Raw genomic sequence first — 26,204 nt, 5'->3', positions numbered from 1 at the left:
CGGGCCGCGTAAGCGGCCCTTTTTTATATCCCCTTCATATTTCAAGTGGCTTATGTGTTGGCTACGGATTACTCGGCCCATCTATGGGCCTCGCCCTGACGGGCCGTCGCACGCGACGTTCAAATCTGCTCCCGGCAGATTTGTCGCTCACCCCAGTCACCTGGTTATCTATGCTCTTGGGAACTCACTCGCTTGTTGCCTTTAATCACTCGAATTATTTTGGGTATAGCGGGCTTATTATTTTATCGCGCTGGCTATACAGTTCAGATATAAATGATATAGTGGTTATAGTTAACACCTTTTTTATTATTAAATCGTATTAGCAGCCCAATGATGTCTGCAGATAAACGATGGCCTGATGGCGCTAATCTGGATGATGTATTATGAAATTGCAGCAGCTTCGTTACATTGTTGAAGTGGTTAATCATAACCTTAACGTCTCCTCTACCGCTGAGGGGTTGTATACTTCCCAGCCGGGGATCAGCAAGCAGGTGCGGATGCTGGAAGATGAGCTTGGCATCCAGATTTTCGCCCGCAGCGGTAAGCATCTGACTCAGGTGACGCCCGCAGGTCAGGAGATTATTCGTATTGCGCGTGAGGTGCTTTCCAAAGTCGATGCCATTAAGTCGGTCGCCGGCGAGCATACCTGGCCGGATAAAGGCTCGCTCTATATTGCCACTACCCATACTCAGGCGCGTTACGCATTGCCAGGCGTGATTAAAGGCTTCATCGAGCGTTATCCGCGCGTTTCGCTGCATATGCACCAGGGGTCGCCAACGCAGATTGCGGAAGCGGTATCGAAAGGGAACGCCGATTTCGCGATTGCCACGGAAGCGCTGCATTTATATGACGATCTGGTGATGTTGCCATGCTATCACTGGAACCGTTCGATAGTGGTGACGCCGGATCATCCATTGGCGGCAACGTCTTCCGTAACGATTGAAGCGCTGGCGCAGTATCCGCTGGTGACGTATACCTTCGGCTTTACCGGGCGTTCCGAACTGGATACCGCTTTTAATCGCGCAGGATTAACGCCGCGGATCGTCTTTACCGCAACCGATGCGGATGTGATTAAAACCTATGTCAGGTTGGGGCTGGGCGTTGGCGTCATTGCCAGCATGGCGGTCGATCCGCTTGCCGATCCTGATTTAGTGCGGATTGACGCGCACGATATTTTTAGCCACAGCACCACAAAAATTGGTTTTCGCCGTAGTACTTTTTTACGCAGCTATATGTATGATTTTATCCAGCGTTTTGCGCCACATCTGACGCGTGATGTGGTGGATACGGCGGTGGCGTTGCGTTCTAATGAAGAAATTGAAGCGATGTTTCAGGATATAAAGTTGCCTGAAAAGTAATATCACCGTCGATTTGCGCCGTAGTGGCATGGCAGACAAAGCCGCCTTTTGCAATATCCCTCTAAGTATTACGGGTAATGATCAGCAAAATAGTGTTGAATTACCCGTCCCGCCAGTTTCTTTTTCCAAATAGTTATCTTGAGTCAAAAGATTGATTTATTCACTGGCAACGATTCGTAAATTGACTGGATTTTTGACTAAAGTTTATTTAGGATTTGTCTCATCTGATGATTAATTGTACCGATTGTTTGGTGCTGAAATGATAAGTGATACCGATAGCATGAGGTTAGTAATGCCTTCTGAAAACCAGGAACCGCGCCGCGACCCTGAGCTCAAACGTAAAGCATGGCTGGCGGTTTTTGTGGGTTCTGCGCTGTTCTGGGTAGTGGTAGCGCTTGTTATCTGGCATTGGTGGGGCTAAGTGAGCATTACGTCGGAACGCGAGCGCGTGGTCGCGCCCCCGATTCAATCTTGTGACGATGATAACACCCCGAATACGACCGTTTTTCGGTCTGTTCCGCAACACTGGACGCTCACACCGCAGCAGTGGGCATTTATTGATGCTTTTGCTGATGAGGTGTCACAAAAATAATATCCGTCTTTTTATTGGCGTTATTGTTTTATTAACGCTGTCTTATTACACCGCAGCAACCGTGTGCTGAGCGCCTCTCAGTATTGATTAAACACAGTTGGTGTCGCCTATGTTAACGTCAAATATAAAGTATTGGTCATGGACTGGCGCGTTTATATTATCGCTACTGTTCTGGGCCGAGTTAATCTGGATTGCCGTCTAATCTCGTCAAAGCCCGGTAATGCGTTATTTATCGGGCTTTTTCATCTTCGCTCCTCGCCTGTTAGGTTTCTCCTCTTTTAGCAATTTGGGTTGTTATCAAAACGTTACATTTTGTTTGTGTTATCTTTAATACAACCCTGTGGAGAATCAGGGTAACGCAACCCTGTCATTTAAGGAGGAGCTATGTCGTCAACCCTACGAGAAGCCAGTAAGGATACATTGCAGGCCAAAGATAAAACGTATCATTACTACAGTCTGCCGCTGGCTGCCAAATCCCTGGGCGATATCGGCCGTTTGCCCAAATCACTTAAAGTGTTACTGGAAAACCTGTTGCGCTGGCAGGACGGCGAGTCTGTGACTGATGAAGATATTCAGGCGCTGGCCGGTTGGCTTAAAAATGCCCATGCCGATCGTGAAATTGCCTGGCGGCCCGCCCGTGTTCTGATGCAGGACTTTACCGGCGTGCCTGCCGTTGTCGACCTGGCGGCGATGCGTGAAGCCGTTAAACGCCTTGGCGGCGATACGTCGAAAGTGAACCCGTTATCGCCGGTTGATCTGGTTATTGACCACTCTGTGACGGTCGATCATTTCGGCGATGACGATGCGTTTGAAGAAAACGTGCGGCTGGAAATGGAACGTAACCATGAGCGTTATATGTTCCTGAAATGGGGAAAGCAGGCATTCAGCCGTTTCAGCGTGGTGCCACCCGGAACCGGCATTTGCCATCAGGTTAACCTGGAATACTTGGGTAAAGCCGTCTGGAGCGAATTACAGGACGGGGAGTGGATTGCTTACCCGGACTCGCTGGTGGGGACTGACTCCCATACGACCATGATTAATGGTCTGGGCGTATTGGGGTGGGGCGTGGGCGGTATTGAAGCGGAAGCGGCGATGCTTGGTCAGCCCGTGTCGATGCTTATCCCGGATGTCGTCGGCTTTAAGTTAACCGGTAAACTTCGGGAGGGAATCACCGCCACTGACCTGGTGCTAACCGTCACGCAAATGCTGCGTAAGCATGGCGTCGTGGGTAAATTTGTTGAATTTTATGGTGATGGTCTGGATTCGCTGCCGTTGGCGGATCGCGCGACCATCGCTAATATGTCGCCGGAATATGGTGCCACCTGTGGTTTCTTCCCCATTGACGCCATCACCCTGGAATATATGCGATTAAGCGGACGTAGCGACGATCTGGTCGAGCTGGTTGAAGCCTACGCGAAGGCGCAGGGAATGTGGCGTAATCCCGGAGACGAACCGGTATTTACCAGTACGCTGGAACTGGATATGGGCGATGTCGAGGCCAGTCTGGCCGGGCCGAAACGCCCGCAGGATCGCGTGGCGTTAGGCGATGTGCCGAAAGCCTTTGCCGCCAGCGCCGAGCTGGAGCTGAATACCGCGCAAAAAGATCGCCAGCCGGTTGACTATACGATGAACGGACAGCCATATCAGCTTCCTGATGGCGCTGTCGTCATTGCCGCCATCACCTCCTGTACGAATACCTCGAATCCCAGCGTGCTGATGGCGGCGGGATTACTGGCGAAAAAAGCAGTAACGCTGGGGTTGAAGCGTCAACCGTGGGTCAAGGCTTCTCTGGCGCCGGGGTCAAAAGTGGTATCTGACTATCTGGCGCAGGCCAAACTTACGCCTTATCTGGATGAGCTCGGTTTTAACCTGGTCGGTTATGGCTGTACGACCTGTATCGGGAACTCCGGTCCGTTGCCGGAGCCTATTGAGACCGCGATTAAAAAAGGCGATCTGACGGTAGGGGCCGTGCTTTCCGGTAACCGAAATTTTGAAGGGCGTATCCATCCGCTGGTGAAAACGAACTGGCTGGCGTCGCCGCCGCTGGTGGTCGCGTATGCGCTGGCCGGAAACATGAATATTAACCTCGCGACAGACCCGCTGGGGTACGATCGTAAAGGCGATCCGGTATACCTGAAGGATATCTGGCCTTCAGCGCAGGAAATTGCCCGCGCCGTTGAACTGGTATCATCGGATATGTTCCGTAAAGAGTATGCGGAAGTGTTTGAGGGCACGGAAGAATGGAAATCGATTCAGGTTGAATCTTCCGATACCTACGGCTGGCAGTCGGATTCAACCTATATTCGCCTGTCGCCTTTCTTTGATGAAATGCAGGCCCAGCCTGCGCCAGTCAAAGATATCCACGGCGCGCGTATCCTGGCGATGCTGGGGGATTCGGTAACGACCGACCATATTTCTCCGGCCGGCAGTATCAAGCCGGACAGTCCCGCCGGACGTTATCTGCAAAACCACGGCGTTGAGCGGAAGGATTTTAACTCCTATGGATCACGGCGCGGCAACCATGAAGTGATGATGCGTGGTACGTTCGCCAATATTCGTATTCGCAACGAAATGCTGCCCGGCGTCGAAGGTGGGATGACGCGGCATTTGCCGGGTACGGAAGCGATGTCGATTTATGATGCCGCGATGCTCTACCAGCAGGAAAAAACGCCGCTGGCGGTAATTGCCGGGAAAGAGTATGGGTCGGGATCGAGCCGTGACTGGGCGGCAAAAGGTCCTCGGCTGTTAGGTATTCGCGTGGTGATCGCCGAGTCGTTCGAACGTATCCATCGTTCAAACCTGATTGGGATGGGGATCCTGCCGCTGGAGTTTCCACAGGGCGTAACGCGTAAAACGCTGGGACTGACCGGGGAAGAGGTGATTGATATCGCGGATCTGCAAAACCTGCGCCCTGGCGCGACCATTCCGGTGACGTTAACGAGATCGGACGGCAGCAAAGAAACGGTGCCTTGTCGCTGTCGCATTGATACCGCCACCGAGCTGACTTACTACCAGAATGACGGCATATTGCACTATGTCATTAGAAATATGCTGAACTAAAGCCGTTTATCGGGCCTGCCGTTAACAGGCAGGCCCGCGCTTTAATACCGGTGGCTTACTTACTTAGCAGGTGGCCCATTTTGGCCGCTTTAGTATCGAGATAATGCTCATTATTTGGATTACGACCCACAATGAGCGGAACGCGTTCGACGATATTAATTCCCGCCTCGGTCAGTATTTCGACTTTCTTCGGATTATTGGTCAGCAGGCGAACTTCATCCACGCCGAGTAATTTGAACATATCCGCGCACAGGGTGAAATCACGCTCATCGGCGGCAAAGCCGAGCTGATGATTGGCCTCCACCGTGTCATAGCCTTGATCCTGTAACGCATAAGCGCGAATTTTATTAAGCAGGCCGATATTGCGGCCTTCCTGACGGTGGTAAATCAGAATACCGCGTCCTTCTTCCGCAATATGCGTCAGCGCGGCTTCCAGTTGAAAACCACAATCACAGCGCAGACTAAAAAGCGCGTCCCCGGTAAGACATTCGGAATGAACGCGAGCCAGTACTGGCGTTTTACCTGAAATATCGCCAAAAACCAGCGCGGCATGGTCGTGTCCGGTTGCCAGTTCTTCAAATCCCACCATCAGAAAGTCACCCAATGGGGTTGGCAGTTTGGCTTCTGCCACACGTTTAAGCTGCATGTATTTCTCCAGATTATGCTGACGCCTGCGGTGTCGTCGCCTGTTGGCTTGTATCCCGCTATTTTGCCATAAGGCGGCGGACATCACCTAATCACTACCACGTAATTGCTCAGGAATGGCACAAATTTGTCAATTTTCCAGTCCGGCGAGAATTTTCAGTTATGATTGTGATACTTACTTATAAAAGGAGCATCCATGCTTTCAATTGCGAGGCGCACCGCGGCAGGCGCCGCCCTGTTGCTTATCATGCCGCTTGCCGTATGGGTATCAGGCTGGCAGTGGCAGCCAGGACATCAGGTCTGGTGGCTAAAAACGCTATTCTGGATAACGGAAACCGTGACCAAACCCTGGGGCGTTATCACGCATGTGATTCTTTGTGGATGGTTCTTATGGTGCCTGCGATTTCGCCTGCGCGCCGCCATTATGCTGTTTGCGATTCTCGGTGGGGCGATTATCGTCGGGCAGGGCGTGAAGTCATGGGTAAAGGAGCGCGTACAGGAGCCGCGGCCATTTGTGGTCTGGCTTGAAAAAACGCACCATATTCCCGTCGATGAGTTCTACACTTTAAAGCGTACAGAACGCGGACATTTAGTGAAAGAGCAGTTGGCCGGGCAACAGAACATCCCCGTTTTCCTGCGTCAGCACTGGCAAAAAGAGACGGGCTTTGCGTTTCCCTCCGGACACACCATGTTTGCAGCGAGCTGGGCGCTTTTGGCCGTGGGTCTGTTATGGCCGCGCAGACGGACTTTCACCATCGCGTTTTTGTTAGTCTGGGCGACCGGCGTAATGGGCAGCCGTTTGCTTCTGGGAATGCACTGGCCGCGAGATTTAGTGGTCGCCACGCTCATCTCCTGGCTATTAGTTACCCTGGCGACCTGGCTGGCGCAGCGAATTTGCGGGCCGCTTATGCCGCCTCGTGAAGAAGCGCAAGAAATTGCTGAACGCGAGCAGGAAAGCTGACAACGGTTGATTTTCTGACTATTGCCCTTAAATCATCTGATGGCGGGCGCATTTCCATTTCGCGCGAGGCGGGAAAATGGTAATTTAGAAGGCTGGATGCGGTAAGTTGGACACGATTTATTCGCGCAAACCACATAACGGGAAGTAATGTGAAATATTTACTCATTTTCTTACTGGTATTGGCGATTTTTGTTATTTCGGTGACGCTGGGCGCGCAGAATGATCAACAGGTGACGTTTAACTACCTGCTGGCGCAAGGGGAGTATCGTATCTCCACGTTGCTTGCTGTGTTGTTCGCCGTCGGTTTTGCGATTGGCTGGCTGATTTGCGGCCTGTTCTGGCTGCGGGTCCGCGTTTCCCTTGCCCGTGCTGAACGTAAAATTAAACGACTGGAAAACAAGCTTTCGCCAGCAACCGACGTTGCGGTCCCTGCCGATTCGTCGGTTGTAAAGGAATAATCATTTATGTTGGAGTTGTTATTTCTGCTGTTGCCTGTAGCCGCTGCCTATGGGTGGTATATGGGTCGCAGAAGTGCGCAACAAACAAAACAGGATGAAGCTAACCGCCTGTCGCGCGATTATGTCGCAGGGGTTAACTTCCTGCTGAGTAACCAACAAGATAAAGCGGTGGATCTGTTCCTCGATATGCTTAAAGAGGATACCGGCACCGTTGAGGCTCATCTCACTCTCGGTAATCTGTTTCGCTCACGCGGCGAAGTCGATCGCGCCATTCGTATTCATCAAACGCTCATGGAAAGCGCTTCATTGACCTATGAACAGCGTTTACTGGCTGTTCAGCAACTGGGGCGCGACTATATGGCCGCCGGTTTATATGACCGCGCGGAAGATATGTTTAACCAACTTACCGACGAAACGGAATTTCGCGTAGGCGCGTTACAGCAGCTCTTGCAAATCTATCAGCTAACCAGCGACTGGCAAAAGGCGATCGAAGTAGCAGAACGGCTGGTGAAACTGGGCAAAGATAAACAGCGTATCGAAATCGCCCATTTTTACTGTGAGTTAGCGTTACAGCAGATGGGCAACGACGATATGGATCGCGCGATGGCGTTGCTGAAAAAAGGTGCCGCCGCAGATAAAAATAGCGCCCGGGTGTCTATCATGATGGGTCGCGTTTATATGGCGAGAGGGGATTACGCCAAAGCGGTCGAAAGCCTGCAACGTGTGATCGTTCAGGATAAAGAGCTGGTCAGCGAAACGCTGGAGATGCTGCAAACCTGTTATCAACAGCTCGGTAAAAATGCCGAGTGGGCGGAGTTTTTACGTCGCGCCGTTGAGGAGAATACCGGTGCTGGCGCTGAGTTAATGCTTGCCGATATTCTGGAAGCGCGTGAAGGTAGTGACGCAGCTCAAGTCTATATCACGCGTCAGCTACAGCGACATCCTACCATGCGGGTGTTCCATAAGCTGATGGATTACCATCTCAATGAGGCGGAAGAAGGGCGAGCGAAAGAAAGCCTGATGGTACTGCGTGATATGGTTGGCGAGCAGGTGCGCAGTAAACCGCGGTATCGTTGTCAGAAATGCGGTTTTACCGCCTATACCTTGTACTGGCACTGTCCGTCCTGCCGGGCATGGTCGACCATTAAACCTATTCGCGGACTTGATGGGCAGTAGTATATAAAAAAAGCCTCACTTTAGTTACAACATACTTAATGACATAAGACAAGAAACGACGCTGGCATCAGCGGCCAGGGCTTATCAGGTTGTCAATCGAACCTGTTAATTTCCCTGCGCCGCAGGTAGAATGCACGCCGTTTATCCAATTTGCGCCACTTCCGGTGCCCATCATCAAGAAGGTCTGGTCATGACGTTTACTGCTTCATCTTCTTCCTGCGCTATTACTGAATCGCCTGTCGTTGTGGCGTTGGATTACCATGAACGCGATAAAGCCCTGGCGTTTGTCGATAAAATCGATCCTCGCGATTGTCGCTTAAAAGTGGGCAAAGAGATGTTCACTCTGTTTGGTCCACAGCTCGTTCGGGATCTCCAGCAACGTGGGTTTGATGTCTTTCTTGATCTAAAATTTCATGATATTCCCAACACCACGGCCCGGGCAGTCGCCGCAGCGGCAGACCTGGGCGTCTGGATGGTAAACGTTCACGCATCTGGCGGGGCGAGAATGATGGCCGCAGCGCGCGACGCGCTGGCGCCATTCGGTAAAGATGCGCCGTTACTCATTGCCGTGACCGTGTTGACCAGTATGGAAACCAGCGATCTGCGCGATCTGGGCGTGACGTTGTCACCGGCGGAACATGCGGAGCGGCTGGCGCGCCTGACGCAGCAATGCGGGCTGGATGGCGTGGTCTGTTCCGCTCAGGAAGCGGTCAGATTTAAACAGGTCTTTGGCGCTGCATTTAAGCTGGTGACGCCGGGCATTCGGCCCGCAGGCAGCGAGGCAGGCGACCAGCGACGCATTATGACGCCCGAACAGGCATTATCCGCCGGCGTCGACTATATGGTGATTGGCCGCCCGGTTACGCAATCGGTAGATCCGGCGCAAACGCTGAAGGATATTAACGCGTCACTGAAACGGGAGGCATAATGAGCGATTCCAATAGTCGTCTGGTTTATTCAACACAGACGGGGCGCATTGAAGAACCTAAAACGGCGCCGGTTCGTCCCAAAGGGGATGGTATCGTTCGCATTCAGCGTCAAACCAGTGGCCGTAAGGGTAAAGGCGTATGTTTGATTACCGGTATCGAGATGAATGATGCGGAATTAACCAAACTGGCGGCTGAACTGAAGAAAAAATGCGGCTGTGGCGGGGCAGTAAAAGAAGGGATTATTGAAATCCAGGGTGATAAACGCGACTTGATAAAATCATTGCTGGAAGCTAAAGGAATGAAAGTAAAATTAGCTGGCGGCTAATGAAAACGCCACGGTTGTAAATTACCGTGGCGTAAAAGTCAACTTTGTCTATTTTTGTAATCCAGACCTGAAAAGAATAAACGTATTATTTTGAGCCGTTCAATATTTAAGCGTCTGAATTATTTTCCAACCTGGTGACCAATCACGCCGCCGACCGCCGCGCCGCCCAGGGTGCCTAATGTACTGCCGTCCGTTAACACTGCGCCGCCTAACGCCCCCGCACCTGCGCCAATAGCCGTGTTGCGATCGCGCTTGGACCAGTTTGAGCAGGCGCTCAGAGACATTGCTACAGTGATTGCCAGCACAGCAGCGGCCATTTTTTTGCTCGTCATAAACATAATACTCTCTCCTGAATTAACGATTCACGGAATTAAGCTCACTATAACTATAGTTAAAATAAAACCTGTTAAGAGATTTTCCGTAAAACCTGATTGCGCAGGGGTATATCACGCAGGTGATAGTCACTTCCTGTTATTTCGCTAATATTAATTTTACGACGTTACGCTCGTTACAACAGGTAAATAGTCTTAATTGGGATGTCAGAAAAGTCTTAGAGAGAGGATGATTTGCCATAGGGCAAACCATCGGGAAATATTTTAAACGGATGAGCCAATAACATTGACTAGCAGCCCTGCATGCTCTAACTGCATTTGATCGCTGGCGGAAATTTTGGAATCCGTAATGACACGATGGAAGCGAGAGAGCGGGCCCAGGGGATAGGGATGCACACAGCCAAATTTGGAGCTGTCGGTGAGGACAATCGCTTCTGAGCCTTTTTCCAGAACAGCGTTAACCACATCCGATCGCATCATATCGCGTCCGGTAAAGCCGGTATCAGCCTGCCAGCCATCAATACCGATAAATGCTTTGCTGAAATGCACTTGATGGATAAACTGTCGCGTCAACGGCCCTACCATGCTTTCACTTTTTTTCTGATAGATTCCACCGAGGAGAATGACTTCGCAAGGGGTTTCTTTGAGCAGATGCGCGATATAACTGCTCACGGTGATGATCGTGACATCTTTTTGTTCCGCCAGCGTCCGGGCCAATAGCGCATTGCTACTGCCATTTTCAATAAAAACGGATTCCCCTGGACTGACCAGCGAGGCGGCGAACTCCGCCAGTCGGCGTTTTAGCGTGTAGTTCGTCATCATGCGAGTCTCTACGTCATCGCTCTCAAGCGAAACGGCGAAACCGTGCGCACGGCGTAAATAGCTCTGTTTTTCCAGGGTATTCAGATCCTGACGAATCGTGACTTCAGATACGCCGGTAATTTTCGCCAGTTCAGCAACGCTCATCTGGCCTTTATCAACCACCATTTGCAAAATTGATTGTTGTCGGGAGTTCATAGTATTAATTTTATACGTTAAGAGGAGTCAACAGACAGTCAGAGAGCCGGGAAGGGCTAACGGCCATCCCGGACAAATAATCGCTATCAGATTTCCCAGGGCGACCCGGGAGCCTGGGATGGCGAGATACCGTCTTTAACCTGATCTAACAGCTCTGCTCTCAATATTTCAAGGTTATTGATGGCCGAGTGGTAATCGCCAGCAACAAGGATATCCAGCACGGTATCAATGCGTGCGGCAATTCGTTGTGCTTCGATATCAGACATGTTTGTCATCCTTAATGTCAGAAAAGGTTTGAATTCATGATGCAGAAATTAATCTGAAAAGAGAAGGGAAAAATAGGGCTATGCCTGTCTGCACAGGCTGTTCTCCCTATTATCGCCGCCATTAACGCATTTTTTTCGTCTGATAACGTTTGTACCAGCGTTCAAAAGAAACGGCGGGCATAGGTTTGGCGAATAAAAAGCCCTGTCGTTCATTGACGCCGTTTTTTGTCAGGAAGGCATCTTCTTTAGCATTTTCTACGCCTTCGGCAATCACTTGTAAATTTAGCGCCTGAGCTACCGCGACAATCGCCCGAACCAGAGATTGCGACAGCGGTTGCTTATGGATATCTCTGACGAAAGCCTGATCCAGTTTAACGGCATCAATAGGGAACCGGGCGAGTTGAGAAAGCGAAGAATACCCGGTGCCAAAATCATCCAGATGAATCTGGGCGCCGAGCTGACTAAATTGCTGGATAACCGATAGCGCCAGCGTGTCGTTTTCGATCAGGCAGCTTTCCGTTAACTCGACATCGATCGGGCAATACTCAAAATTCAGATCGTACAAAGCCTGTTTAAGCGCAGTAAAAAGCGTCTGGTCGGCCAGTTGTCGCGCCGAAAAGTTAACGGCTACGCGCAAGTTAATCCCCTTATCGCGCCATTTCGCAATCTGGCGAACTACATCCAGAATCACCCAGCGGCCCAGCGGGACGATGAGTCCTGACTCTTCGGCGTATGAGATGAACTCCAGCGGCGGAATTAATCCGCGTTCCGGCGATTGCCAGCGTACCAGCGCTTCCAGGCTACGTACTTCGCCGCGCCAGGTAATTTTGGGCTGATAGTGAATAAGTAACTGGTCGTTTTCCAGCGCTTTTCGCAGGTTTGTATCCAGCCAGTGATAGTCAAATACGCGCTGATTCATTTCCGGCGAAAAAACGCAGAACTGACCGCGGCCGCCTTCTTTGGCGTTATACATTGCGGTGTCGGCAGTGCGAATGAGACTTTCGCTGTCCTGTCCGTGCCGGGGGGCCAACGAAATGCCAATGGCGCATCCCGTGTAAACTTCAATAAGTCCAATACGAAACGGTTGCCGCAGACGGGTAAGGATTCGTGAGGCTACTGCTTCCAGCGCGGCCTGAGACGTATGGGCAGCGAGGATAATGAATTCATCTCCCCCCAGTCTGGCCAGCAATTGATCTTCCTCCAGACAACTCAACAGCGCCAGCGAAACGGCCTGTAAGAGCTGATCGCCAAACATATGCCCATAGGCGTCATTAATTTTCTTGAAGTTATCCAGATCGAGATAAACGATACCCACCTGCGACTCGCCAGCCGAGGCAATAGCATGATTAATAAATTCATGGATAGCATTGCGATTGGGCAGGCCGGTGACGGTGTCTGTATTCGCCAGTATGCGTAAACGCTCCTGAGCCCGCCTTTCTTCGGTGATATCCGTGCCTGCGCAGATCAGGAAAATTTCGTTTTTTCCGCTACCGTTATGGACGAATTTATTACGAAATAAGAACAGGCGTTGGCCTTTACGGGTCTTTATCCAGCGTTCGATTTCATAGGCATTGCCATTGCGAAAAAAATTCTCAATGTAGTGCCGGGAGGCAACCGCCTCCCGGCGGCTCATAAATAATTTAAAGACGCTTTGACCCATTACGTCTCGCTCTTTTAAGCCTGTGTACTCTTCGCATAACCGATTAAATCGACAGATTTTTCCCCGACTATCCAGTATCGCAATGACTGAGTTGGCTTCTGATACGATTTGCTCGGCAAAAGAGAGCTCCTGCGCCTGCGTTGGCGCGATGGCAGGCGCATCAGGCCAGGTTGCCAGGCTGCCAGCCCATTCACGGTTATTAATCTTACGGCCTACCAGGTGCACTGCGGTAACCTGTTTTTCTATCAACAACGTTATCAGCAGACTGGACGTAATCGCCGTTATTTCCCGGATACGCCCGGCTTGCTCCGGCGATAGCTCAACCGTTTTTTCTGCATCCGTTTCACCTGTCGGGGAGAGATACAGCACGTTGCGGTCATCAGCCAGACGCCAGTGAGAGTGAAGGGGATTTAGCGCCGTTTGTTCCTGAATCTGTTTCATCATGCGTACCATCCCATTTAAGCGCCAGGTGCCCGAAAAGAAAGGTTAGCCATGTTATAAATAAGGGTAATTATGGCTGAACGTATTGTTTTATCTATGTATTCATATGTAATCCAGATTCTGGAAAAAGCATAGTCGCCAGCTAAAAATAACAAGAAATGGGGCGCTTGAATAAGATTAAACTTAGAGCATGACGGAAGGGAGAAGAAGAAAAGAAACGGCCTTTGCCTTCTCAGCAAAGGCCGTTGAGCGAGCTAAGCGTGGTTACGCTGCCGGTCGGGCAATAATGCTGCGGGTTTCCATGCGAACTTCCGCAATAGTGACATCAATGACATCCGTCACTTTATAAACCGTCTCACCTTTAATCTGTACCGTACCGTTTTCCTGGCTGCATACCAGTTCATCGCGAACGGCGTGCAGGAACGGGGCAGGGATAAAGGCGATAGCGCCGTTATCGACCAGTCGCACACGCATACCACCGCGGCTGACGTCAATAATTTCTGCCGCGAAACGGGTATTTGTCCCCGCCTTATCGTTAAGGAAGCGTGCATATAACCAGTCGCCGACATCGCGCTCCGCCATGCGGTTCAGGCGACGGCGTTCCGCCATTTGCTGGGTGATATCTTCCTGCGGACGCGCAATAGCTTCCCCCTTGATGACCGCTTTCAGCAGGCGATGGTTAATCATATCGCCATACTTACGGATGGGAGAGGTCCAGGTGGCATAAGCCTCAAGACCAAGACCGAAATGCGGCCCCGGCTCGGTGCTGATTTCCGCAAAAGACTGGAAGCGACGAATGCGGCTGTCAAGGAAACCGGAGGGCTGCGCATCCAGTTCGCGACGCAGTTTACAGAAGCCTTCCAGCGTCAGCACCTCTTCGGCATCGACATGCAGACCATGCGTTTTCAGCAGCGCGGCCAGCGCGTCGGCATTCGCGGGATCGAAGCCCGTATGTACGTTGTAAATACCGAAACCGAGCTTATCGCGCAGTACGCGCGCGGCGCAAAGGTTAGCGGCGATCATCGACTCTTCTACGATACGGTTAGCGATACGGCGCGGTTCCGCCACAATATCCAGTACTTCGCCTTTTTCGCCAAGCACAAAGCGGTAATCCGGGCGGTCTTTAAAGACTAACGCATGATGATGACGCCACTCACTGCGGTTTAGACAAATACGGTGCAACAGACGAATCTGCTGGGCAATGCCTTCGTTATCCGGCTGCCAGGTGCCGTTATTTTCCAGCCAGTCGGAGACATTGTCGTACGCCAGCTTGGCCTTCGATTCGATCGTGGCCGCAAAAAAGGCGATATCATCGTCAATGGTGCCGTCCGCGGCGATTATCATGCGACAGGCGAGCGCCGGACGCACTTCGTTGGCGCGCAGTGAGCACAGATCGTCAGACAGCTCACGTGGCAGCATAGGAATATTGAAGCCCGGCAGGTAGTTGGTGAAGGCGCGAATTTTCGCGGCGTTATCCAGCTTACTGCCTTCGGCAATCCAGGCGGTAGGATCGGCGATAGCCACCGTAAGCTGGAGTCTGCCGTCCGCTAATTCCTCAGCATATAGCGCGTCATCCATATCTTCAGTGCTGGCGCTATCGATAGTGACGAAATTCAGCGCGGTCAGATCCTGACGCTCCAGCCCTTCGTCCAGCATCTCCGTCGCTACGCCGTTCGGCGCTTCTTTTTCCAGGTTGTGGCGAGCAAGCGTAACCCACCAGGGAACAAAGTGATCGTCGGCAAAGGTGATGTACTGCGTTAAATCGGCGTAAAACGAACGGTCGCCTTTAAGCGGATGGCGGCGCATTTCGGCAACCGCCCAGTCACCTTCTTTGAACTCATGCTGAACGCCGCGCGCGGCGCGGCAGGGAATCGCGTCTTTCAGCAACGGATGATCCGGCACGATGGACAGGCGGTCATTTTTACCCTGAACTTTTCCCACAAAGCGCGTCAGGAACGGTTCGATCAGTTCTTCCGGCTCGGCAGACTCCCGTTCTTTTTCCGTGTGGATGACCGCGACGATACGATCGCCATGCATCACTTTTTTCATCTGCGGCGGAGGAATGAAATAGCTTTTTTGCGCGTCAACCTCAAGGAAGCCAAAGCCTTTTTCCGTGGCTTTTACGACCCCTTCAGCGCGCGGCGTCTGGGAATGCAGTTGCTGTTTAAGCTGCGCTAGCAGCGGGTTGTCCTGAAACATATTCGTCTATTTTCGTAGCCAAAAGAGCGGCTGACAGTTTTACGCGATTCTGCCTGGCGCAGCAAGCGCTCTTTCTGTAATGGATGAGTTAATAGGTTTCGCCCAACGCGATTTTTAAACGATTCAACCATCCGCACACGCCGCACCAGCCTAACATATTAATGGCCTGCTCCGATGAAACTCCCCTGGTGAGTAGCGGGAAAAAATGCGCGGCGCTAAAGCGATCGGGCGCTCTGGTGAGCCATTGTATCGCCTGTGTCAGCGCAGGCTCAAGCTCCCAACGAGCGATATCGTCGTCTTCCTGGCGTAACGTGATAACAGCGCGGCGCCACGCGCCAGGTTGGGTTGCCTGTTCGTTAAAGCAGGCGGCGCTGCCGTTGATACGTGATGTGAGGAGCGTGATAAGTGGAAGTAAAGAAGGGGGCGATGCAGTGTGTAATGTGCTGGTCAGTATGCGTTCGAGTAACGCGAATGAAGACGGATCGCGCATGAGTACCGGCGCCATCATTTGGCATTGTGAAGACGAATATTGCCGCCGAACTTTGGTATGGGCTGGAGGATATTCTACCAGACTGGCGGCGGGCCGCCATATCGTCTGGGGGTTTTGAAACCGCGCGGCCCTGGCAAAGCGCTGCATCTCCTGGCCGGGCAGTTCGCGCACGGGCAGACGGCAAAACGCCTGAAATATCGCCGCTACCCGCGCCTGAAAACCGATAAACCCAATGATCTGATTGATGAGTACGGTATCCCGGGCGGTTAATCCCACCTCTGCAAGCTGTTCGCGGGCCCGCGTATTGATAACGGAGGGGGAGCCGGCAAGCTGACGAGCGTATTGCGTAATTTGCGCCAGCCGTTGATTGCTCTCTCTTGAGGCGTCAGGGCCAGGTAGCGGCGCCAGACGCGCGGCATAATAGCGGCACAAACGCTGAACCCCAAATACCTGAGCGGCGGTCAGCGCGGTGCTCATACGTTCATAGGTGCTAAACGTATGAAGCCGGTCGTTGAGAACCGTGCGGGGAAATAAGACATCCGCCAACTGGCGAGCGGGCTTTAACCATGACTCAAAAGGCGTCAACGCGGTTTCTGCTACCGTTAAATCCAGTAAAAAACGATCGTTAACATACGCGGCTTCCGGCATCAGCGAAAGCGGGGTTTGTGACGACATAGTGGATTGTGTTTCATGATACCAGTGGCTTTTACCCGCTTTTCGGCATTGTTCCATAGGGTTTCCCGAGGATGAAATGGCGATCGATAATGATTCGGCGTCGGATCGTTTATGCTGGATTATCCTGGCGTATGCGGGAAAGGGATGAAAGATTGTTAGGTGATAACAAATATCAGAACGCTATATAACGAGATGAGCGGTGAGTGAGGGGAATGGGGCAGCACAGCCGTGCCGCCCGCTAATAAACTTAATGCGCTTACTTCAGTTCCAGTTCATTCATTGCCGCAATGCTGAACCCGCCGTCAACATGGACGACTTCGCCAGAAATGCCTGCCGAGAGATCGGAACACAGAAACGCCGCTGAGTTACCCACATCTTCAATGGTCACGGTGCGACGAATTGGCGTAACGGCTTCACAATGCGCCAGCATTTTACGGAAGTCTTTAATACCGGACGCCGCCAGCGTGCGGATCGGGCCCGCAGAGATGGCGTTGACGCGAACCCCTTCCGGTCCCATAGCGTTTGCCATATAACGCACGTTGGCTTCCAGAGAGGCTTTCGCCAGACCCATGACATTGTAGTTCGGGATGGCGCGCTCCGCTCCCAGATAAGACAAGGTCAACAGCGCAGAACCCGGATTCAGCATGGTGCGGCAGGCTTTCGCCATGGCAACAAAGCTGTAAGAGCTAATATCGTGAGCGATTTTAAAGCCTTCGCGGGTAACCGCATTAACATAATCGCCGTCCAGCTGATCGCCAGGCGCGAAACCGATCGAGTGTACGAAACCGTCAAATTTCGGCCAAACGTTACCCAGCTCTGCAAACATAGCGTCAATGCTGGCATCTTCAGCGACATCACACGGTAAAACGATGCTGGAACCCAGCTGGGCAGCAAATTCTTCTACACGGCCTTTCAGTTTGTCGTTCTGGTAGGTGAACGCCAGTTCAGCTCCTTCGCGGTGCATCGCCTGTGCGATACCGTAGGCGATGGACAGTTTACTGGCCACGCCAGTGACCAGAATGCGCTTACCGGAAAGAAAACCCATAGCTTTAATCCTTATAGTCATTGCTTATTTTTTGCTTTTACGAACAATGGTTAACAGCAACTTTTCAACATTATTCGAAATTAGTCTGAAATTATATCCCACTCCTGGCCCCGTGTGTCACGCTATTTTTCCGCCGCTATCTCCGGCAGGTGACGTTCTAAAACCACACGGTAACGAAGTCCCTGAGGATTTTGAGCACTCCCCAGGGCCAAACTGGCAAATCAAAGAGTCTAATGGGACAGGCCCTACGGTGCAGTATACCAGCTGGTGTAAGGTTCGCCTCATCCAACCAGAGACACCGGGACGGATAGCAAGTACGATAGCGATGCGCTTTCCACCAGACAAATAAAGGTTCTGTAGGAAGCCAGAATATTCATCCGAATGGTTTACCTCACCTATTAGCGATGTTATGGATATGTAATTTTAACCAGCAAATGCTTAACAAAAATAATTTCTTTTTTAGGCGCTGAAGGTTTTCTCTATTTATTGATGCAGAGTAATACTGAATATGAAAAATTTTGGAAATCAGGTGATTACAGTAGTTACAAATCAGGTTTTTATATGTTTGCATGTGTATTATAATAAATTTTCAGAGGATGAGACATATGCCGTTTACATTTCATATCGGAAATCATAGTTGTCAGATATCAGAAAAGTATTTAAGAGATATCATCGATAATAAAAAAGAGCATGTTTTTTCAACGTATGAGAAATTCATAGATTTTTTCAGGAATATATTTACCAGGCGAAGTTTAATTTCTGATTATAAAGAGATATATAATCTACTGTGCCAAAAAAACGAGCGTCCCGATATTACGAAGCCTTTCTCGCTACGACCATTTTCGAGGCGAGATGAAGACTGTACACGATGGCGCCCCCTTCTTGGATATATTAAACTTATTGATGCCTCCAGACCTGAAACAATGGATAAATACACTGTAGAGGTATTAGCACATCAAGAAAATATGTTACTACTACAGATGTTTTACGATGGAGTATTAGTGACCGAGACGGAGTGTTCTGAACATTGCGTCGATTTTTTAAAAGAAACGATGTTTAATTATAATTCCGGGGAAATTACGCTTGCCGCTTTGGATAATGATCACCTGACGCCGAGCGAAGCAGGTAGTAATGGAATCTATGAGGCTTTTGAGCAACGTTTGATAGACTTCCTGACCACGCCCGTCACGGCGTCTGGTGATGAGAATGGCGCTATTGATCAGACGGATGCATCACAACCAGCGGCAATAGAGGCGTTTATTAACTCGCCGGAGTTTCAGAAAAATATTCGCATGCGTGATATTGAAAAAAATAAAATAGGTAGCGGAAGTTATGGGACAGTCTATCTGTTAAATGATGAGTTTGTTGTTAAGATTCCAATTAATGAGCGGGGAATAAAAGTGGATGTTAACTCTCCGGAGCATCGTAATTGTCATCCTGATCGTGTCAGTAAGTATTTGAATATGGCCAATGACGACAAGAATTTTTCTCGTTCGGCCTCCATGAATATTAATGGTAAAGACGTTACGGTTTTAGTTTCAAAATATATTCAAGGTCAGGAGTTAGATGTTGACGATGAAGATAACTATCGAATGGCGGAGGCGCTTCTTAAATCCCGGGGGGTTTATATGCATGATATAAATATCTTAGGTAATATTCTGATTAAAGAAGGGGTTCTTTTCTTTGTGGATGGCGATCAAATGGTGCTGTCACAAGAATCCCGGCAACAGCGAAGCGTTTCTCTTGCAACAAGGCAACTGGAAGAGCAAATTAAGTCCCATCACCTGATAAAATTAAAGCGGGCCGAGACCGAAGGAAATACTGAAGATGTTGAATATTATAAGTCACTTATTGCGGATCTTGATGCGTTAATCGGAGAGGAAGAACAGACACCTGCGCCAGGAAGACGTTTTAAACTAGCCGCGCCTGAGGAAGGGACTCTTGTGGCTAAGGTATTAAAGAATGAATTAAAAAAATAGTATTTAGTTCCGTTCTTTTCTGCGAATCGCCGGGGGCTCATTCGCTATAGATTTACCGATCAATTATTGAGAGTTGCTATTCGTTTAAAGGTCGTTCGGGGGATCTGGACAGCCTGCAGCGGAGATGCAACTCGCAACCAGGGTTGGCGATGCCGCGCTGCTATAGTGGGTGAAATGCCTCGCAATGGTGCAACACCATTAACTCGCCTTGATTTTTCCCCTCTGCCTGACAAGAAAAACCTGGCTTTACGGATGGTCTCATGCCGTCGTATTAGCGTTGTTCGGCGTAGTATGTAAATTTCCTTATAGCAATAGAAGAACATTCTCAAAACATAAAATTAGCAAGTTATCATGAAGTTAACATATATTGTTTTTTTCGATCATTTTTTATATATTGATCGTTTTTATTGATTGATTTGCGTTAAAAGCGCATTATCAGGGAGTTAAGATCAAGTGGAGTGGTCACATGCGCTATTTTTTTATGGCAGAGCCGATAAGGGCAATGGAGGGGGATTTACTGGGTGTCGAAATCACTACCCATTTTGCATCGTCGCCCGCTCGTCCGCTACACCCTGAGTTTGTTATCTCGTCATGGGACAATTCGCAGAAGCGCCGTTTTCTGCTTGATCTGTTGCGGACAATCGCGGCCAAACATGGCTGGTTTTTACGCCACGGCCTGTTCTGTATCATAAATATCGATCGGGGTATGGCGCAGTTTGTCCTTCAGGACAAAGATATTCGCGCATTACTACACGCCATGCTATTTGTGGAGCTGCAGGTCGCTGAACATTTTTCATGTCAAGATAACGCCTTAATCGATCCTTTAATACACGCGCTTCATAAGCAACCTAATCCATTATGGCTGGGCGACCTGGGCGTAGGGAACGCAACCGCTGCGCCATTAGTTTGCGGGTGTTTTAGCGGCGTAAAACTTGACCGCAGCTTTTTTGTCTCACAAATTGAAAAAATGACGTTTCCGCTGCTCGTCAAACATATCCGGCATTATTGTGACAAGATTGTGGTGGGTGGCCAGGAAAACGCACGCCATTTGTCGGCGTTAAAAACGGCAGGCATTTGGGCAACCCAGGGCACGTTATTTCCTTCCGTTGCGTTAGAAGAGGTTGAAACATTGCTGTTGGGCAGTCGCATGAACACCCTCAGAGAATCGAACTGAGGGTATTTGTTTCGCTTAGCGATCCTTTCGCCATGCGTCAGCGGTCAGCGCCTCGCCAAAATGGCCTGCGATTAAACGGCGGGTAAGCTCATGTAGCGGAGAGGCGAGCACATCGGCGGTGCTGCCGCGTTCAACCACTTCCCCCTGATGCATCACTAATACCTGATCGCTAATATGTTTCATCATGCCGATATGCTGCGTGACATAGATATAGGAGATGCCTTGTTTTTCCTGCAATTCAAGCATCAGATTGATGAGCTGCGAGCGCATGGACATATCAAGCGAAGCCAGCGCTTCGTCCGCGATAATGACTTTAGGGCGTAAAATCAGCGCGCGGGCCAGGCCCAGACGCTGTTTCTGCCCCGGCGCCAGCATATGCGGGTAGTAGCTCACGTGATCGGGCAATAGCCCCACCATACGCATCGTCTCGACAATCTGTTTGCGCCGCTGTTCCGGCTCCAGATCGGTATTAAGGCGCAGGGGGAAGTCAAGAATCTGTGAAATACGTTGACGTGGATTCAGTGACGTTGAGGGGTCCTGAAAAATCATTCGAATACGTTGGCTTCGAAACGAATAGTCGCCGTAATGCAGGGGATGATCGTCAATAAGAAGCTCGCCGCTGGTGGGTTCAATCATGCCGGCCAGCATCTTTGCCAGCGTGGATTTGCCGGAACCGTTTTCGCCGATAATGGCCAGAGTCTGACGCTCACGAAGCGTAAAGCTTAATGGTTTCACGGCGTCGACGGTCTGGCGGCGAAACCATCCTGTCCGGTAGCGAAAGGTTTTACTCAGGTTGCGCACTTCAAGCAGAGTTTCCACCATATCACTCTCTCTCCATATTCAGCGGAAAATGACAGGCATAGAGATGATTTTTCGCGCCGGTTAAGCGTGGCGTGATAATACATTCTCGTTGCGCGTAAGGGCAGCGCGGCCCCAGACGACAACCTATCGGTAACTGCTCCAGTAGCGGGATCGCGCCCGGCAGCGTATTGAGACGGCTTTTATGCGGCATCGCGCTGCCAAAATCCGGAATCGCGCGGATAAGCGCCTGCGTATAAGGATGATGTGGCGTCGTCACCAGATCTTTACTTGGCGCGGTTTCTACCGTCTGGCCGCAGTATAAGACGTTGATTTTGTCAGCCCACTGACTCAGCATTTGCAGGTCGTGGCTAATCAACAGAATGGTGGTATTACTGTTTTGATTCAGTCGGGTCAACAGGCGAAAAATTTGCGCCTGCGTCGTCGGTTCCATTGAGTTGGTGGGTTCATCAGCGATCAGGAGTCGCGGTTGATTCGCCAGCGCGATAGCGATCATGACTTTCTGACACTCGCCATCGGTCAGTTCATAGGGAAAACTGCGCATCGCGTCTTTATGATCTTTAATTCCCACCCGGTGCAGTAATTCAATAGCACGTCGTTTACGCCAGCCTAAACGCTGCCACCAGCGACCTTTATAGGTCCAGGCGGGAATATTTTGCATTAGCTGGCGGCCGACGCGTTCGGAAGGATCAAGGCACGACTGCGGCTCCTGGAAGATCATCGACACATTATGCCCGACCAGCTTACGCCGTTCACGAGAGGAGAGGCGCAGCAGATCGATATCATCAAAACGCATACGGTCGGCAGTGACTCGCCAGTTGTCTTTCGCGACGCCGCAAATAGCTTTAGCAATCAAGCTCTTTCCGGAACCCGATTCACCTACCAGGCCGCGAATTTCGCCTTCGCTTAATGTCATACTGACGCGATCGACCGCTTTTACCCAACCTTCGCTGGTTTTAAATTCAATGGTGAGATTGCGGATATCCAGTAACGGCATTATTCCACCCCCGCAATAATCGCACGACGAATCCCATCTCCGAGCAGGTTCACCAGTAAAACACTGAGCGTTATCGCCGCGCCGGGTAGCATAACGGTCCACGGCGCGACATAGATTAGCTCCAGCGCATCTCCCAACATGGCGCCCCATTCAGGAGAGGGAAGCTGCGCGCCGAGATCTAAAAATCCCAGCGCGGCGATGTCCAGAATCGCCATCGACAGCGCCCGGGTAATTTCGGTGACCAGACCGGCGGTAATATTCGGTAAAATGGCGAACCACAGAATATTCAGTGTTGTCGCGCCATCCAGACGGGCGGCAATGACGTACTCTTTTTCCAGTTCATCATGCACCATGCTATAGACGGAACGTACCATTCGCGGCAACAGGGCCAGCCAGACGGCAAACATCGCGTGTGACAGATGTGGGCCGGCAAATGCCACGACGATAATCGCCAGCAAGAGCGAAGGGATGGAAAGCAGCGTGTCCAGAATATGGTTCAGCACGGCAGAGCGTAAACCGTGCGTCGCGCCTGCCACTACGCCGAGGACTAATCCACATAGCGTAGCCGCCAGCGTTACGATAAACGCGCCGCCGACCGTGGGCGCCGCGCCGCTTAACAGGCGGCTCAGCACATCGCGTCCCAGATCGTCAGTCCCCAGAAAAAAGGAGACTTCGCCATAGCGTGACCAGGAGGGCGGCAGTAGCTGATAGCCCAGAAATTGCTGATCGATACCATAGGGCGCGATCCAGCCGCCAAAAATACACAGCAACGCCAGACCGGCGCATCCATACAGGCCCACCATCGCAGGCGCGTCGCTATAAAATTTACGCCAGGCAGTGCGCAGGGTGCCTGGCGGGCGCTTTTCGCTGTAGACGCTATCGTAAGGCATATTTACTCGTTTTATTTTTGTTTACCATGCTTTATGTCTTTTGAAATTTTCAAACATTATCAATTCGTTATCGAGCGTTGGTGTTTTAATTTTGTGCACTTTGAGGTTATCAATTTATGCAAAATGTGTACACTAATGTGCATATCCTCTCATGGAGTGTACACATTGCTTGCCGATACAAAATTAAGAAAGGCTCCTGGCAAAAAAAGAGACCAAATCAAGGTCATCTCAGACGCTCATGGTCTCAATGTCAGGCTCTCTACATCCGGCAGTATAACATTCTTTTACCGATACAGATGGAACGGGAACGCTGCTCAACTGACGATTGGCGATTATCCAACCATATCACTATCTCATGCCAGGGAACGCCGTCAGTACTTTAGATCATTGTTAACTGAGGGACTCGATCCTCGTCACCAGATGGTACTGGAGAAGAAGAAAAAAACAGAAGCGTTAACCGTAAAAGAACATACGACTACTGGGAGAAGTTTTAGCACTGTACGGAATTTGGGCCAGGGTCATTAAGACCGACAGTGGCGGCTGGCGCCAGTTTGGAGTATGGCGCGATCAGGATGTTGCGGTATTTGTAGAAGCGGCGCGCGGCGGCATCCGGGGAATAGTCCGGCTTAAAGTATCTGGCGGAGTTTGTATTCAGTTGTGGTATTAGTCTCTGGGAGGTTCACAATAAGACAGATCGGAATACTCCGGCATGAGGTGTTGCGTCTTAAACCGCTGCAGCGGGTCAGCAGGGGGAATTGTATTTATTAGCTCAGATGTGAGCTGACAGTTACCGATTATTTATACAGTAACTGTCAGTTTACAATATCGTAAAAACTTTAACAAAAATATAATTTTGATGATAACCTCTTTATCTACCCAAAAGTAATAGAGCTGAGTTTATGATTTAATCTATAGGACTTTCCAGCGTTACTCTTACGGACTTTCTTTTTACAGTGATAGTTGGCGGGATCGTCGTGCTTCTAAGATGTGTAAATGGGATTTCACCAGCATAAAATACACCAGCACCATGATAACCAGAAACTTTGACATCTGTGTAGCCTCGACTCCAGATCTCATTAGCAACCCTCTCTATAAAAGTATCACGTTCTCCAAACACCATTCGTTCGAAGAAACCAGCATTTCTATTCGCTTTATCTATGTCCTCCTTTTTAAAACTATTAGGCTCTCTTTTATCTGCGGAATAACAGTTGTCCCAGCATATGCAGGCAAGCCGATTTGTTGAAGCCTTTCTCTCCCGTAACTAACAAGAAACCACTTTTTTGCTCAACCTGTGAAATATTATAAGCAATATTAGCTACCCTAATAATATCTTTGGCTAGGTTAGTTGCGCCATTTCCGATAGTGGCAGTGCCGGGGCTGCCCCTCTAATATTGAGGATCGCGGCAGAAATAGGTTTCATCATATTCACCTCTCATGTAGTGATAATGGTTATTATGTGATATTTACTTTTTAATATTTGTTTGTTATCACTTACCTGCTGTCCAGTCAATATTAATACATGATTACGCCTATTTTTACATTAATTTACTGGTGCGGGGTTGTATGATCTTGTTATTACTCAATGTAAGCCTCTGTTTATATATAATAAAATTGGAGAAATCTGTTGACTGTATTTTATTTACATTAATATAGATATGCTATGAATTATTACGCATGCATAATCTAACGTTATTAGATGCTATATCCGTAACCGGGTCTGAGGTGAGCATGGCTAAATTACCGCGCCGTAAATACAAAGTTTGCCGGGAATGGTTTTCTCCTGCTTACAGCAACGTTGTCTGGTGCTGTCCTGAACATGGCGCTATCTACGCGCTGGAACTGCGTGCCAGGCGTATCAGGGATAAACACCAGGCGGATAAAGCCGAACGCCAGGCGAACGGTTGCATGCTTAGAGAGCGTCAGGCAGTGTTGTATACACTCAGCAGGAAGATGTTCCGCAAACATCTGCGCTGAAGGCGGTGGCATAAGGGGATGGTCGCTGAAATCGAGCAGGTCATTGAGAAGTGGCATAACAAAACGGCTCCCTGTAGGGGAAGCCGTTATAGTGCCGCAGTTTAAGGATAGGCATTGTGCGATTACGGGGATTTTCGTGCCCGTAAACCGGGGAGGTTTGTTTTTCTAATTTTATCCAGCGAGACGTAAAGTATGACTGAGCTATGGTTAGCACTCGGCTTAACACATTAGGTGGTTTGCCTGATAGTTTCTGTGGGAGGGGGTATGATAAAAAAGTAATATTATTTTTAGTGTTTTTCTGATTATGCAAGTACCGTTGGTTTTGTATATCGTGTTGACTCGAGACCTTCAGATGTGATTTTTCGGGATGGTTTTGCTTCTCACGGTAATAACAGGAATCTTCAGCAACATATAAGAGATGACTCCTGTGCATCCGGTAGTCGAGACAGTACTATATTGCGACCATCTCAGATATTAATGGGTCTTATAATATAGCACGATTATATTACTCCAGAGCAACATTTAGCGGCAGGTTGTACAGATACAGAATCCGTGCAGACAATAGTTTCTACAGCCTTCCGCCGTCTGTTGCTTATATTGAATTATGTGGTATCCAGTTTGGTCATTTTGAGCGAGTGATGATTCGGTTACAAAGTGAGTATGTATCTGTAAATTCTATCCCAATTGAAAATATACATGAGGCAGTTGAGCTTGTTTACGATAGAAATACAAGTATGGTAAA

At 49.9% G+C, this 26,204-nt stretch carries 24 protein-coding genes and 5 pseudogenes; 15 read left to right on the top strand and 14 right to left on the bottom strand.

The window, feature by feature from the left end:
• Positions 1 to 383 precede the first annotated feature (383 nt).
• The 5 genes from cysB (at position 384) to acnA (ending at position 5,010) form a co-directional block, all read left to right on the top strand.
• On the top strand, positions 384 to 1,358 hold the full coding sequence (gene cysB / locus ACLD4F_RS03740) for an HTH-type transcriptional regulator CysB (protein WP_000776233.1): 975 nt from the start codon (positions 384 to 386) through the stop codon (positions 1,356 to 1,358).
• Between the two features lie 280 nt (positions 1,359 to 1,638).
• A complete protein-coding gene (locus tag ACLD4F_RS03735; protein WP_213083417.1) occupies positions 1,639 to 1,779 on the top strand; it encodes a YmiA family putative membrane protein in 141 nt (46 codons plus the stop codon).
• On the top strand, positions 1,780 to 1,950 hold the full coding sequence (locus ACLD4F_RS03730; protein WP_079972892.1) for a hypothetical protein: 171 nt from the start codon (positions 1,780 to 1,782) through the stop codon (positions 1,948 to 1,950).
• A gap of 109 nt (positions 1,951 to 2,059) precedes the next feature.
• Positions 2,060 to 2,152, top strand: coding sequence for a small membrane protein YmiC (gene ymiC, locus ACLD4F_RS03725; protein WP_223148964.1), 93 nt, complete (start codon positions 2,060 to 2,062; stop codon positions 2,150 to 2,152).
• A 182-nt stretch (positions 2,153 to 2,334) separates the two neighbouring features.
• Complete coding sequence (acnA, locus tag ACLD4F_RS03720; protein ID WP_411010679.1) at positions 2,335 to 5,010, top strand: aconitate hydratase AcnA; 2,676 nt, start codon at positions 2,335 to 2,337, stop codon at positions 5,008 to 5,010.
• Between the two features lie 55 nt (positions 5,011 to 5,065).
• Here the strand turns inward: acnA and ribA are convergent, their stop codons facing one another.
• Positions 5,066 to 5,656 (bottom strand): GTP cyclohydrolase II, encoded by a 591-nt coding sequence (gene ribA / locus ACLD4F_RS03715; protein ID WP_001176284.1) that lies wholly within the window; start codon positions 5,654 to 5,656, stop codon positions 5,066 to 5,068.
• 195 nt (positions 5,657 to 5,851) lie between these two features.
• On the opposite strand from ribA, the gene pgpB reads away from it, so the two are divergent.
• The 5 genes from pgpB (at position 5,852) to yciH (ending at position 9,504) form a co-directional block, all read left to right on the top strand.
• Positions 5,852 to 6,616: a phosphatidylglycerophosphatase B gene (gene pgpB / locus ACLD4F_RS03710; protein ID WP_000948651.1), complete on the top strand. Its 765-nt coding sequence runs from the start codon at positions 5,852 to 5,854 to the stop codon at positions 6,614 to 6,616.
• Positions 6,617 to 6,765: 149 nt separating this feature from the next.
• Positions 6,766 to 7,074: a LapA family protein gene (locus tag ACLD4F_RS03705; protein ID WP_000876301.1), complete on the top strand. Its 309-nt coding sequence runs from the start codon at positions 6,766 to 6,768 to the stop codon at positions 7,072 to 7,074.
• Positions 7,075 to 7,080: 6 nt separating this feature from the next.
• Positions 7,081 to 8,250: a lipopolysaccharide assembly protein LapB gene (gene lapB, locus ACLD4F_RS03700; RefSeq protein WP_000891378.1), complete on the top strand. Its 1,170-nt coding sequence runs from the start codon at positions 7,081 to 7,083 to the stop codon at positions 8,248 to 8,250.
• A gap of 190 nt (positions 8,251 to 8,440) precedes the next feature.
• The gene (gene pyrF / locus ACLD4F_RS03695) at positions 8,441 to 9,178 is read left to right on the top strand and encodes an orotidine-5'-phosphate decarboxylase (protein WP_001529407.1); all 738 of its coding nucleotides are present in this window, start codon (positions 8,441 to 8,443) and stop codon (positions 9,176 to 9,178) included.
• The gene (yciH, locus tag ACLD4F_RS03690; RefSeq protein ID WP_001285199.1) at positions 9,178 to 9,504 is read left to right on the top strand and encodes a stress response translation initiation inhibitor YciH; all 327 of its coding nucleotides are present in this window, start codon (positions 9,178 to 9,180) and stop codon (positions 9,502 to 9,504) included. The genes pyrF and yciH overlap by 1 nt, the downstream gene beginning before the upstream one ends.
• Positions 9,505 to 9,623: 119 nt before the next feature.
• On the opposite strand, the gene osmB is transcribed toward yciH, so the two are convergent.
• The 9 genes and pseudogenes from osmB to ACLD4F_RS03645 all read right to left on the bottom strand — a co-directional run bounded on the left by osmB (position 9,624) and on the right by ACLD4F_RS03645 (position 18,200).
• A complete protein-coding gene (osmB, locus tag ACLD4F_RS03685; RefSeq protein ID WP_000481166.1) occupies positions 9,624 to 9,842 on the bottom strand; it encodes an osmotically-inducible lipoprotein OsmB in 219 nt (72 codons plus the stop codon).
• Positions 9,843 to 10,100: 258 nt separating this feature from the next.
• Positions 10,101 to 10,853, bottom strand: coding sequence for a DNA-binding transcriptional regulator YciT (locus ACLD4F_RS03680; RefSeq protein WP_001088593.1), 753 nt, complete (start codon positions 10,851 to 10,853; stop codon positions 10,101 to 10,103).
• An 86-nt stretch (positions 10,854 to 10,939) separates the two neighbouring features.
• Positions 10,940 to 11,119 carry a hypothetical protein gene (locus ACLD4F_RS03675; protein WP_001279854.1) on the bottom strand — a complete coding sequence of 60 codons (180 nt, stop codon included), beginning with the start codon at positions 11,117 to 11,119 and terminating at the stop codon, positions 10,940 to 10,942.
• Positions 11,120 to 11,240: 121 nt separating this feature from the next.
• Positions 11,241 to 13,223 (bottom strand): cyclic di-GMP phosphodiesterase, encoded by a 1,983-nt coding sequence (gene pdeR, locus ACLD4F_RS03670; protein ID WP_079944372.1) that lies wholly within the window; start codon positions 13,221 to 13,223, stop codon positions 11,241 to 11,243.
• 261 nt (positions 13,224 to 13,484) lie between these two features.
• The gene (locus ACLD4F_RS03665; RefSeq protein WP_000485040.1) at positions 13,485 to 15,419 is read right to left on the bottom strand and encodes an exoribonuclease II; all 1,935 of its coding nucleotides are present in this window, start codon (positions 15,417 to 15,419) and stop codon (positions 13,485 to 13,487) included.
• Between the two features lie 244 nt (positions 15,420 to 15,663).
• A pseudogene (locus ACLD4F_RS03660) lies at positions 15,664 to 16,641 on the bottom strand (CMD domain-containing protein); the annotation flags it as partial.
• 199 nt (positions 16,642 to 16,840) lie between these two features.
• Positions 16,841 to 17,629, bottom strand: coding sequence for an enoyl-ACP reductase FabI (gene fabI / locus ACLD4F_RS03655; RefSeq protein WP_000506501.1), 789 nt, complete (start codon positions 17,627 to 17,629; stop codon positions 16,841 to 16,843).
• Positions 17,630 to 17,746: 117 nt separating this feature from the next.
• Positions 17,747 to 18,046 (bottom strand): hypothetical protein, encoded by a 300-nt coding sequence (locus ACLD4F_RS03650; protein ID WP_031618249.1) that lies wholly within the window; start codon positions 18,044 to 18,046, stop codon positions 17,747 to 17,749.
• Positions 18,021 to 18,200: a hypothetical protein gene (locus ACLD4F_RS03645; RefSeq protein ID WP_061376649.1), complete on the bottom strand. Its 180-nt coding sequence runs from the start codon at positions 18,198 to 18,200 to the stop codon at positions 18,021 to 18,023. Before ACLD4F_RS03645 ends, ACLD4F_RS03650 begins: the two co-directional genes overlap by 26 nt.
• Positions 18,201 to 18,234: 34 nt before the next feature.
• Between ACLD4F_RS03645 and steC the strand changes: the two genes are divergently transcribed.
• Positions 18,235 to 19,608 carry an SPI-2 type III secretion system effector kinase SteC gene (steC, locus tag ACLD4F_RS03640; RefSeq protein WP_411010678.1) on the top strand — a complete coding sequence of 458 codons (1,374 nt, stop codon included), beginning with the start codon at positions 18,235 to 18,237 and terminating at the stop codon, positions 19,606 to 19,608.
• 466 nt (positions 19,609 to 20,074) lie between these two features.
• Positions 20,075 to 20,782, top strand: a complete 708-nt coding sequence (locus ACLD4F_RS03635; protein WP_001268397.1) for an EAL domain-containing protein — start codon at positions 20,075 to 20,077, stop codon at positions 20,780 to 20,782.
• Positions 20,783 to 20,797: 15 nt separating this feature from the next.
• Here ACLD4F_RS03635 and sapF read toward each other — a convergent pair whose 3' ends face one another.
• From sapF to sapC, 3 genes are read right to left on the bottom strand one after another with little or no spacing between them, the layout of a single operon-like run.
• Positions 20,798 to 21,604, bottom strand: a complete 807-nt coding sequence (sapF, locus tag ACLD4F_RS03630) for a peptide ABC transporter ATP-binding protein SapF (protein WP_000230462.1) — start codon at positions 21,602 to 21,604, stop codon at positions 20,798 to 20,800.
• Position 21,605: 1 nt separating this feature from the next.
• Positions 21,606 to 22,598, bottom strand: coding sequence for a peptide ABC transporter ATP-binding protein SapD (gene sapD / locus ACLD4F_RS03625; RefSeq protein WP_001128869.1), 993 nt, complete (start codon positions 22,596 to 22,598; stop codon positions 21,606 to 21,608).
• Positions 22,598 to 23,488: a peptide ABC transporter permease SapC gene (gene sapC, locus ACLD4F_RS03620; protein WP_001146150.1), complete on the bottom strand. Its 891-nt coding sequence runs from the start codon at positions 23,486 to 23,488 to the stop codon at positions 22,598 to 22,600. Before sapC ends, sapD begins: the two co-directional genes overlap by 1 nt.
• Positions 23,489 to 23,623: 135 nt before the next feature.
• Here sapC and ACLD4F_RS03615 point away from each other — a divergent pair.
• Positions 23,624 to 23,979, top strand: a pseudogene (locus tag ACLD4F_RS03615) (Arm DNA-binding domain-containing protein); the annotation flags it as partial.
• Positions 23,980 to 25,162: 1,183 nt separating this feature from the next.
• Positions 25,163 to 25,366 (top strand): annotated as a pseudogene (locus ACLD4F_RS03610) (recombination protein NinG); the annotation flags it as partial.
• 15 nt (positions 25,367 to 25,381) lie between these two features.
• Here ACLD4F_RS03610 and ACLD4F_RS03605 read toward each other — a convergent pair.
• A pseudogene (locus ACLD4F_RS03605) lies at positions 25,382 to 25,519 on the bottom strand (IS4 family transposase); the annotation flags it as partial.
• A gap of 179 nt (positions 25,520 to 25,698) precedes the next feature.
• Between ACLD4F_RS03605 and ACLD4F_RS03600 the strand changes: the two are divergent.
• Positions 25,699 to 26,202, top strand: a pseudogene (locus ACLD4F_RS03600) (pertussis toxin-like subunit ArtA); the annotation flags it as partial.
• Between the last annotated feature and the right edge of the window lie 2 nt (positions 26,203 to 26,204).

It is taken from the genome of Salmonella sp. 741265050_HSA (assembly GCF_046569445.1).
GTDB lineage: Bacteria > Pseudomonadota > Gammaproteobacteria > Enterobacterales > Enterobacteriaceae > Salmonella > Salmonella enterica.
The sequence above is the reverse complement of the archived record's forward strand: the minus strand, read 5'-3'. Positions and strand labels throughout refer to the sequence as shown.

Bases quoted from the DNA above. Each gene is read 5' to 3' on its own strand.
- osmB (WP_000481166.1), bottom strand. From the start codon at position 9,842: ATGTTTATGACGAGCAAAAAAATGGCCGCTGCTGTGCTGGCAATCACT.
- ACLD4F_RS03645 (WP_061376649.1), bottom strand. From the start codon at position 18,200: ATGCAAACATATAAAAACCTGATTTGTAACTACTGTAATCACCTGATT.
- pyrF (WP_001529407.1), top strand. From the start codon at position 8,441: ATGACGTTTACTGCTTCATCTTCTTCCTGCGCTATTACTGAATCGCCT.
- sapD (WP_001128869.1), bottom strand. From the start codon at position 22,598: ATGCCGTTACTGGATATCCGCAATCTCACCATTGAATTTAAAACCAGC.
- acnA (WP_411010679.1), top strand. From the start codon at position 2,335: ATGTCGTCAACCCTACGAGAAGCCAGTAAGGATACATTGCAGGCCAAA.
- ACLD4F_RS03675 (WP_001279854.1), bottom strand. From the start codon at position 11,119: ATGTCTGATATCGAAGCACAACGAATTGCCGCACGCATTGATACCGTG.
- steC (WP_411010678.1), top strand. From the start codon at position 18,235: ATGCCGTTTACATTTCATATCGGAAATCATAGTTGTCAGATATCAGAA.
- fabI (WP_000506501.1), bottom strand. From the start codon at position 17,629: ATGGGTTTTCTTTCCGGTAAGCGCATTCTGGTCACTGGCGTGGCCAGT.
- lapB (WP_000891378.1), top strand. From the start codon at position 7,081: ATGTTGGAGTTGTTATTTCTGCTGTTGCCTGTAGCCGCTGCCTATGGG.
- yciH (WP_001285199.1), top strand. From the start codon at position 9,178: ATGAGCGATTCCAATAGTCGTCTGGTTTATTCAACACAGACGGGGCGC.
- ACLD4F_RS03635 (WP_001268397.1), top strand. From the start codon at position 20,075: ATGCGCTATTTTTTTATGGCAGAGCCGATAAGGGCAATGGAGGGGGAT.
- ACLD4F_RS03680 (WP_001088593.1), bottom strand. From the start codon at position 10,853: ATGAACTCCCGACAACAATCAATTTTGCAAATGGTGGTTGATAAAGGC.
- sapF (WP_000230462.1), bottom strand. From the start codon at position 21,604: ATGGTGGAAACTCTGCTTGAAGTGCGCAACCTGAGTAAAACCTTTCGC.
- pgpB (WP_000948651.1), top strand. From the start codon at position 5,852: ATGCTTTCAATTGCGAGGCGCACCGCGGCAGGCGCCGCCCTGTTGCTT.
- ribA (WP_001176284.1), bottom strand. From the start codon at position 5,656: ATGCAGCTTAAACGTGTGGCAGAAGCCAAACTGCCAACCCCATTGGGT.
- ACLD4F_RS03665 (WP_000485040.1), bottom strand. From the start codon at position 15,419: ATGTTTCAGGACAACCCGCTGCTAGCGCAGCTTAAACAGCAACTGCAT.
- sapC (WP_001146150.1), bottom strand. From the start codon at position 23,488: ATGCCTTACGATAGCGTCTACAGCGAAAAGCGCCCGCCAGGCACCCTG.
- pdeR (WP_079944372.1), bottom strand. From the start codon at position 13,223: ATGATGAAACAGATTCAGGAACAAACGGCGCTAAATCCCCTTCACTCT.
- cysB (WP_000776233.1), top strand. From the start codon at position 384: ATGAAATTGCAGCAGCTTCGTTACATTGTTGAAGTGGTTAATCATAAC.
- ymiC (WP_223148964.1), top strand. From the start codon at position 2,060: ATGTTAACGTCAAATATAAAGTATTGGTCATGGACTGGCGCGTTTATA.
- ACLD4F_RS03735 (WP_213083417.1), top strand. From the start codon at position 1,639: ATGAGGTTAGTAATGCCTTCTGAAAACCAGGAACCGCGCCGCGACCCT.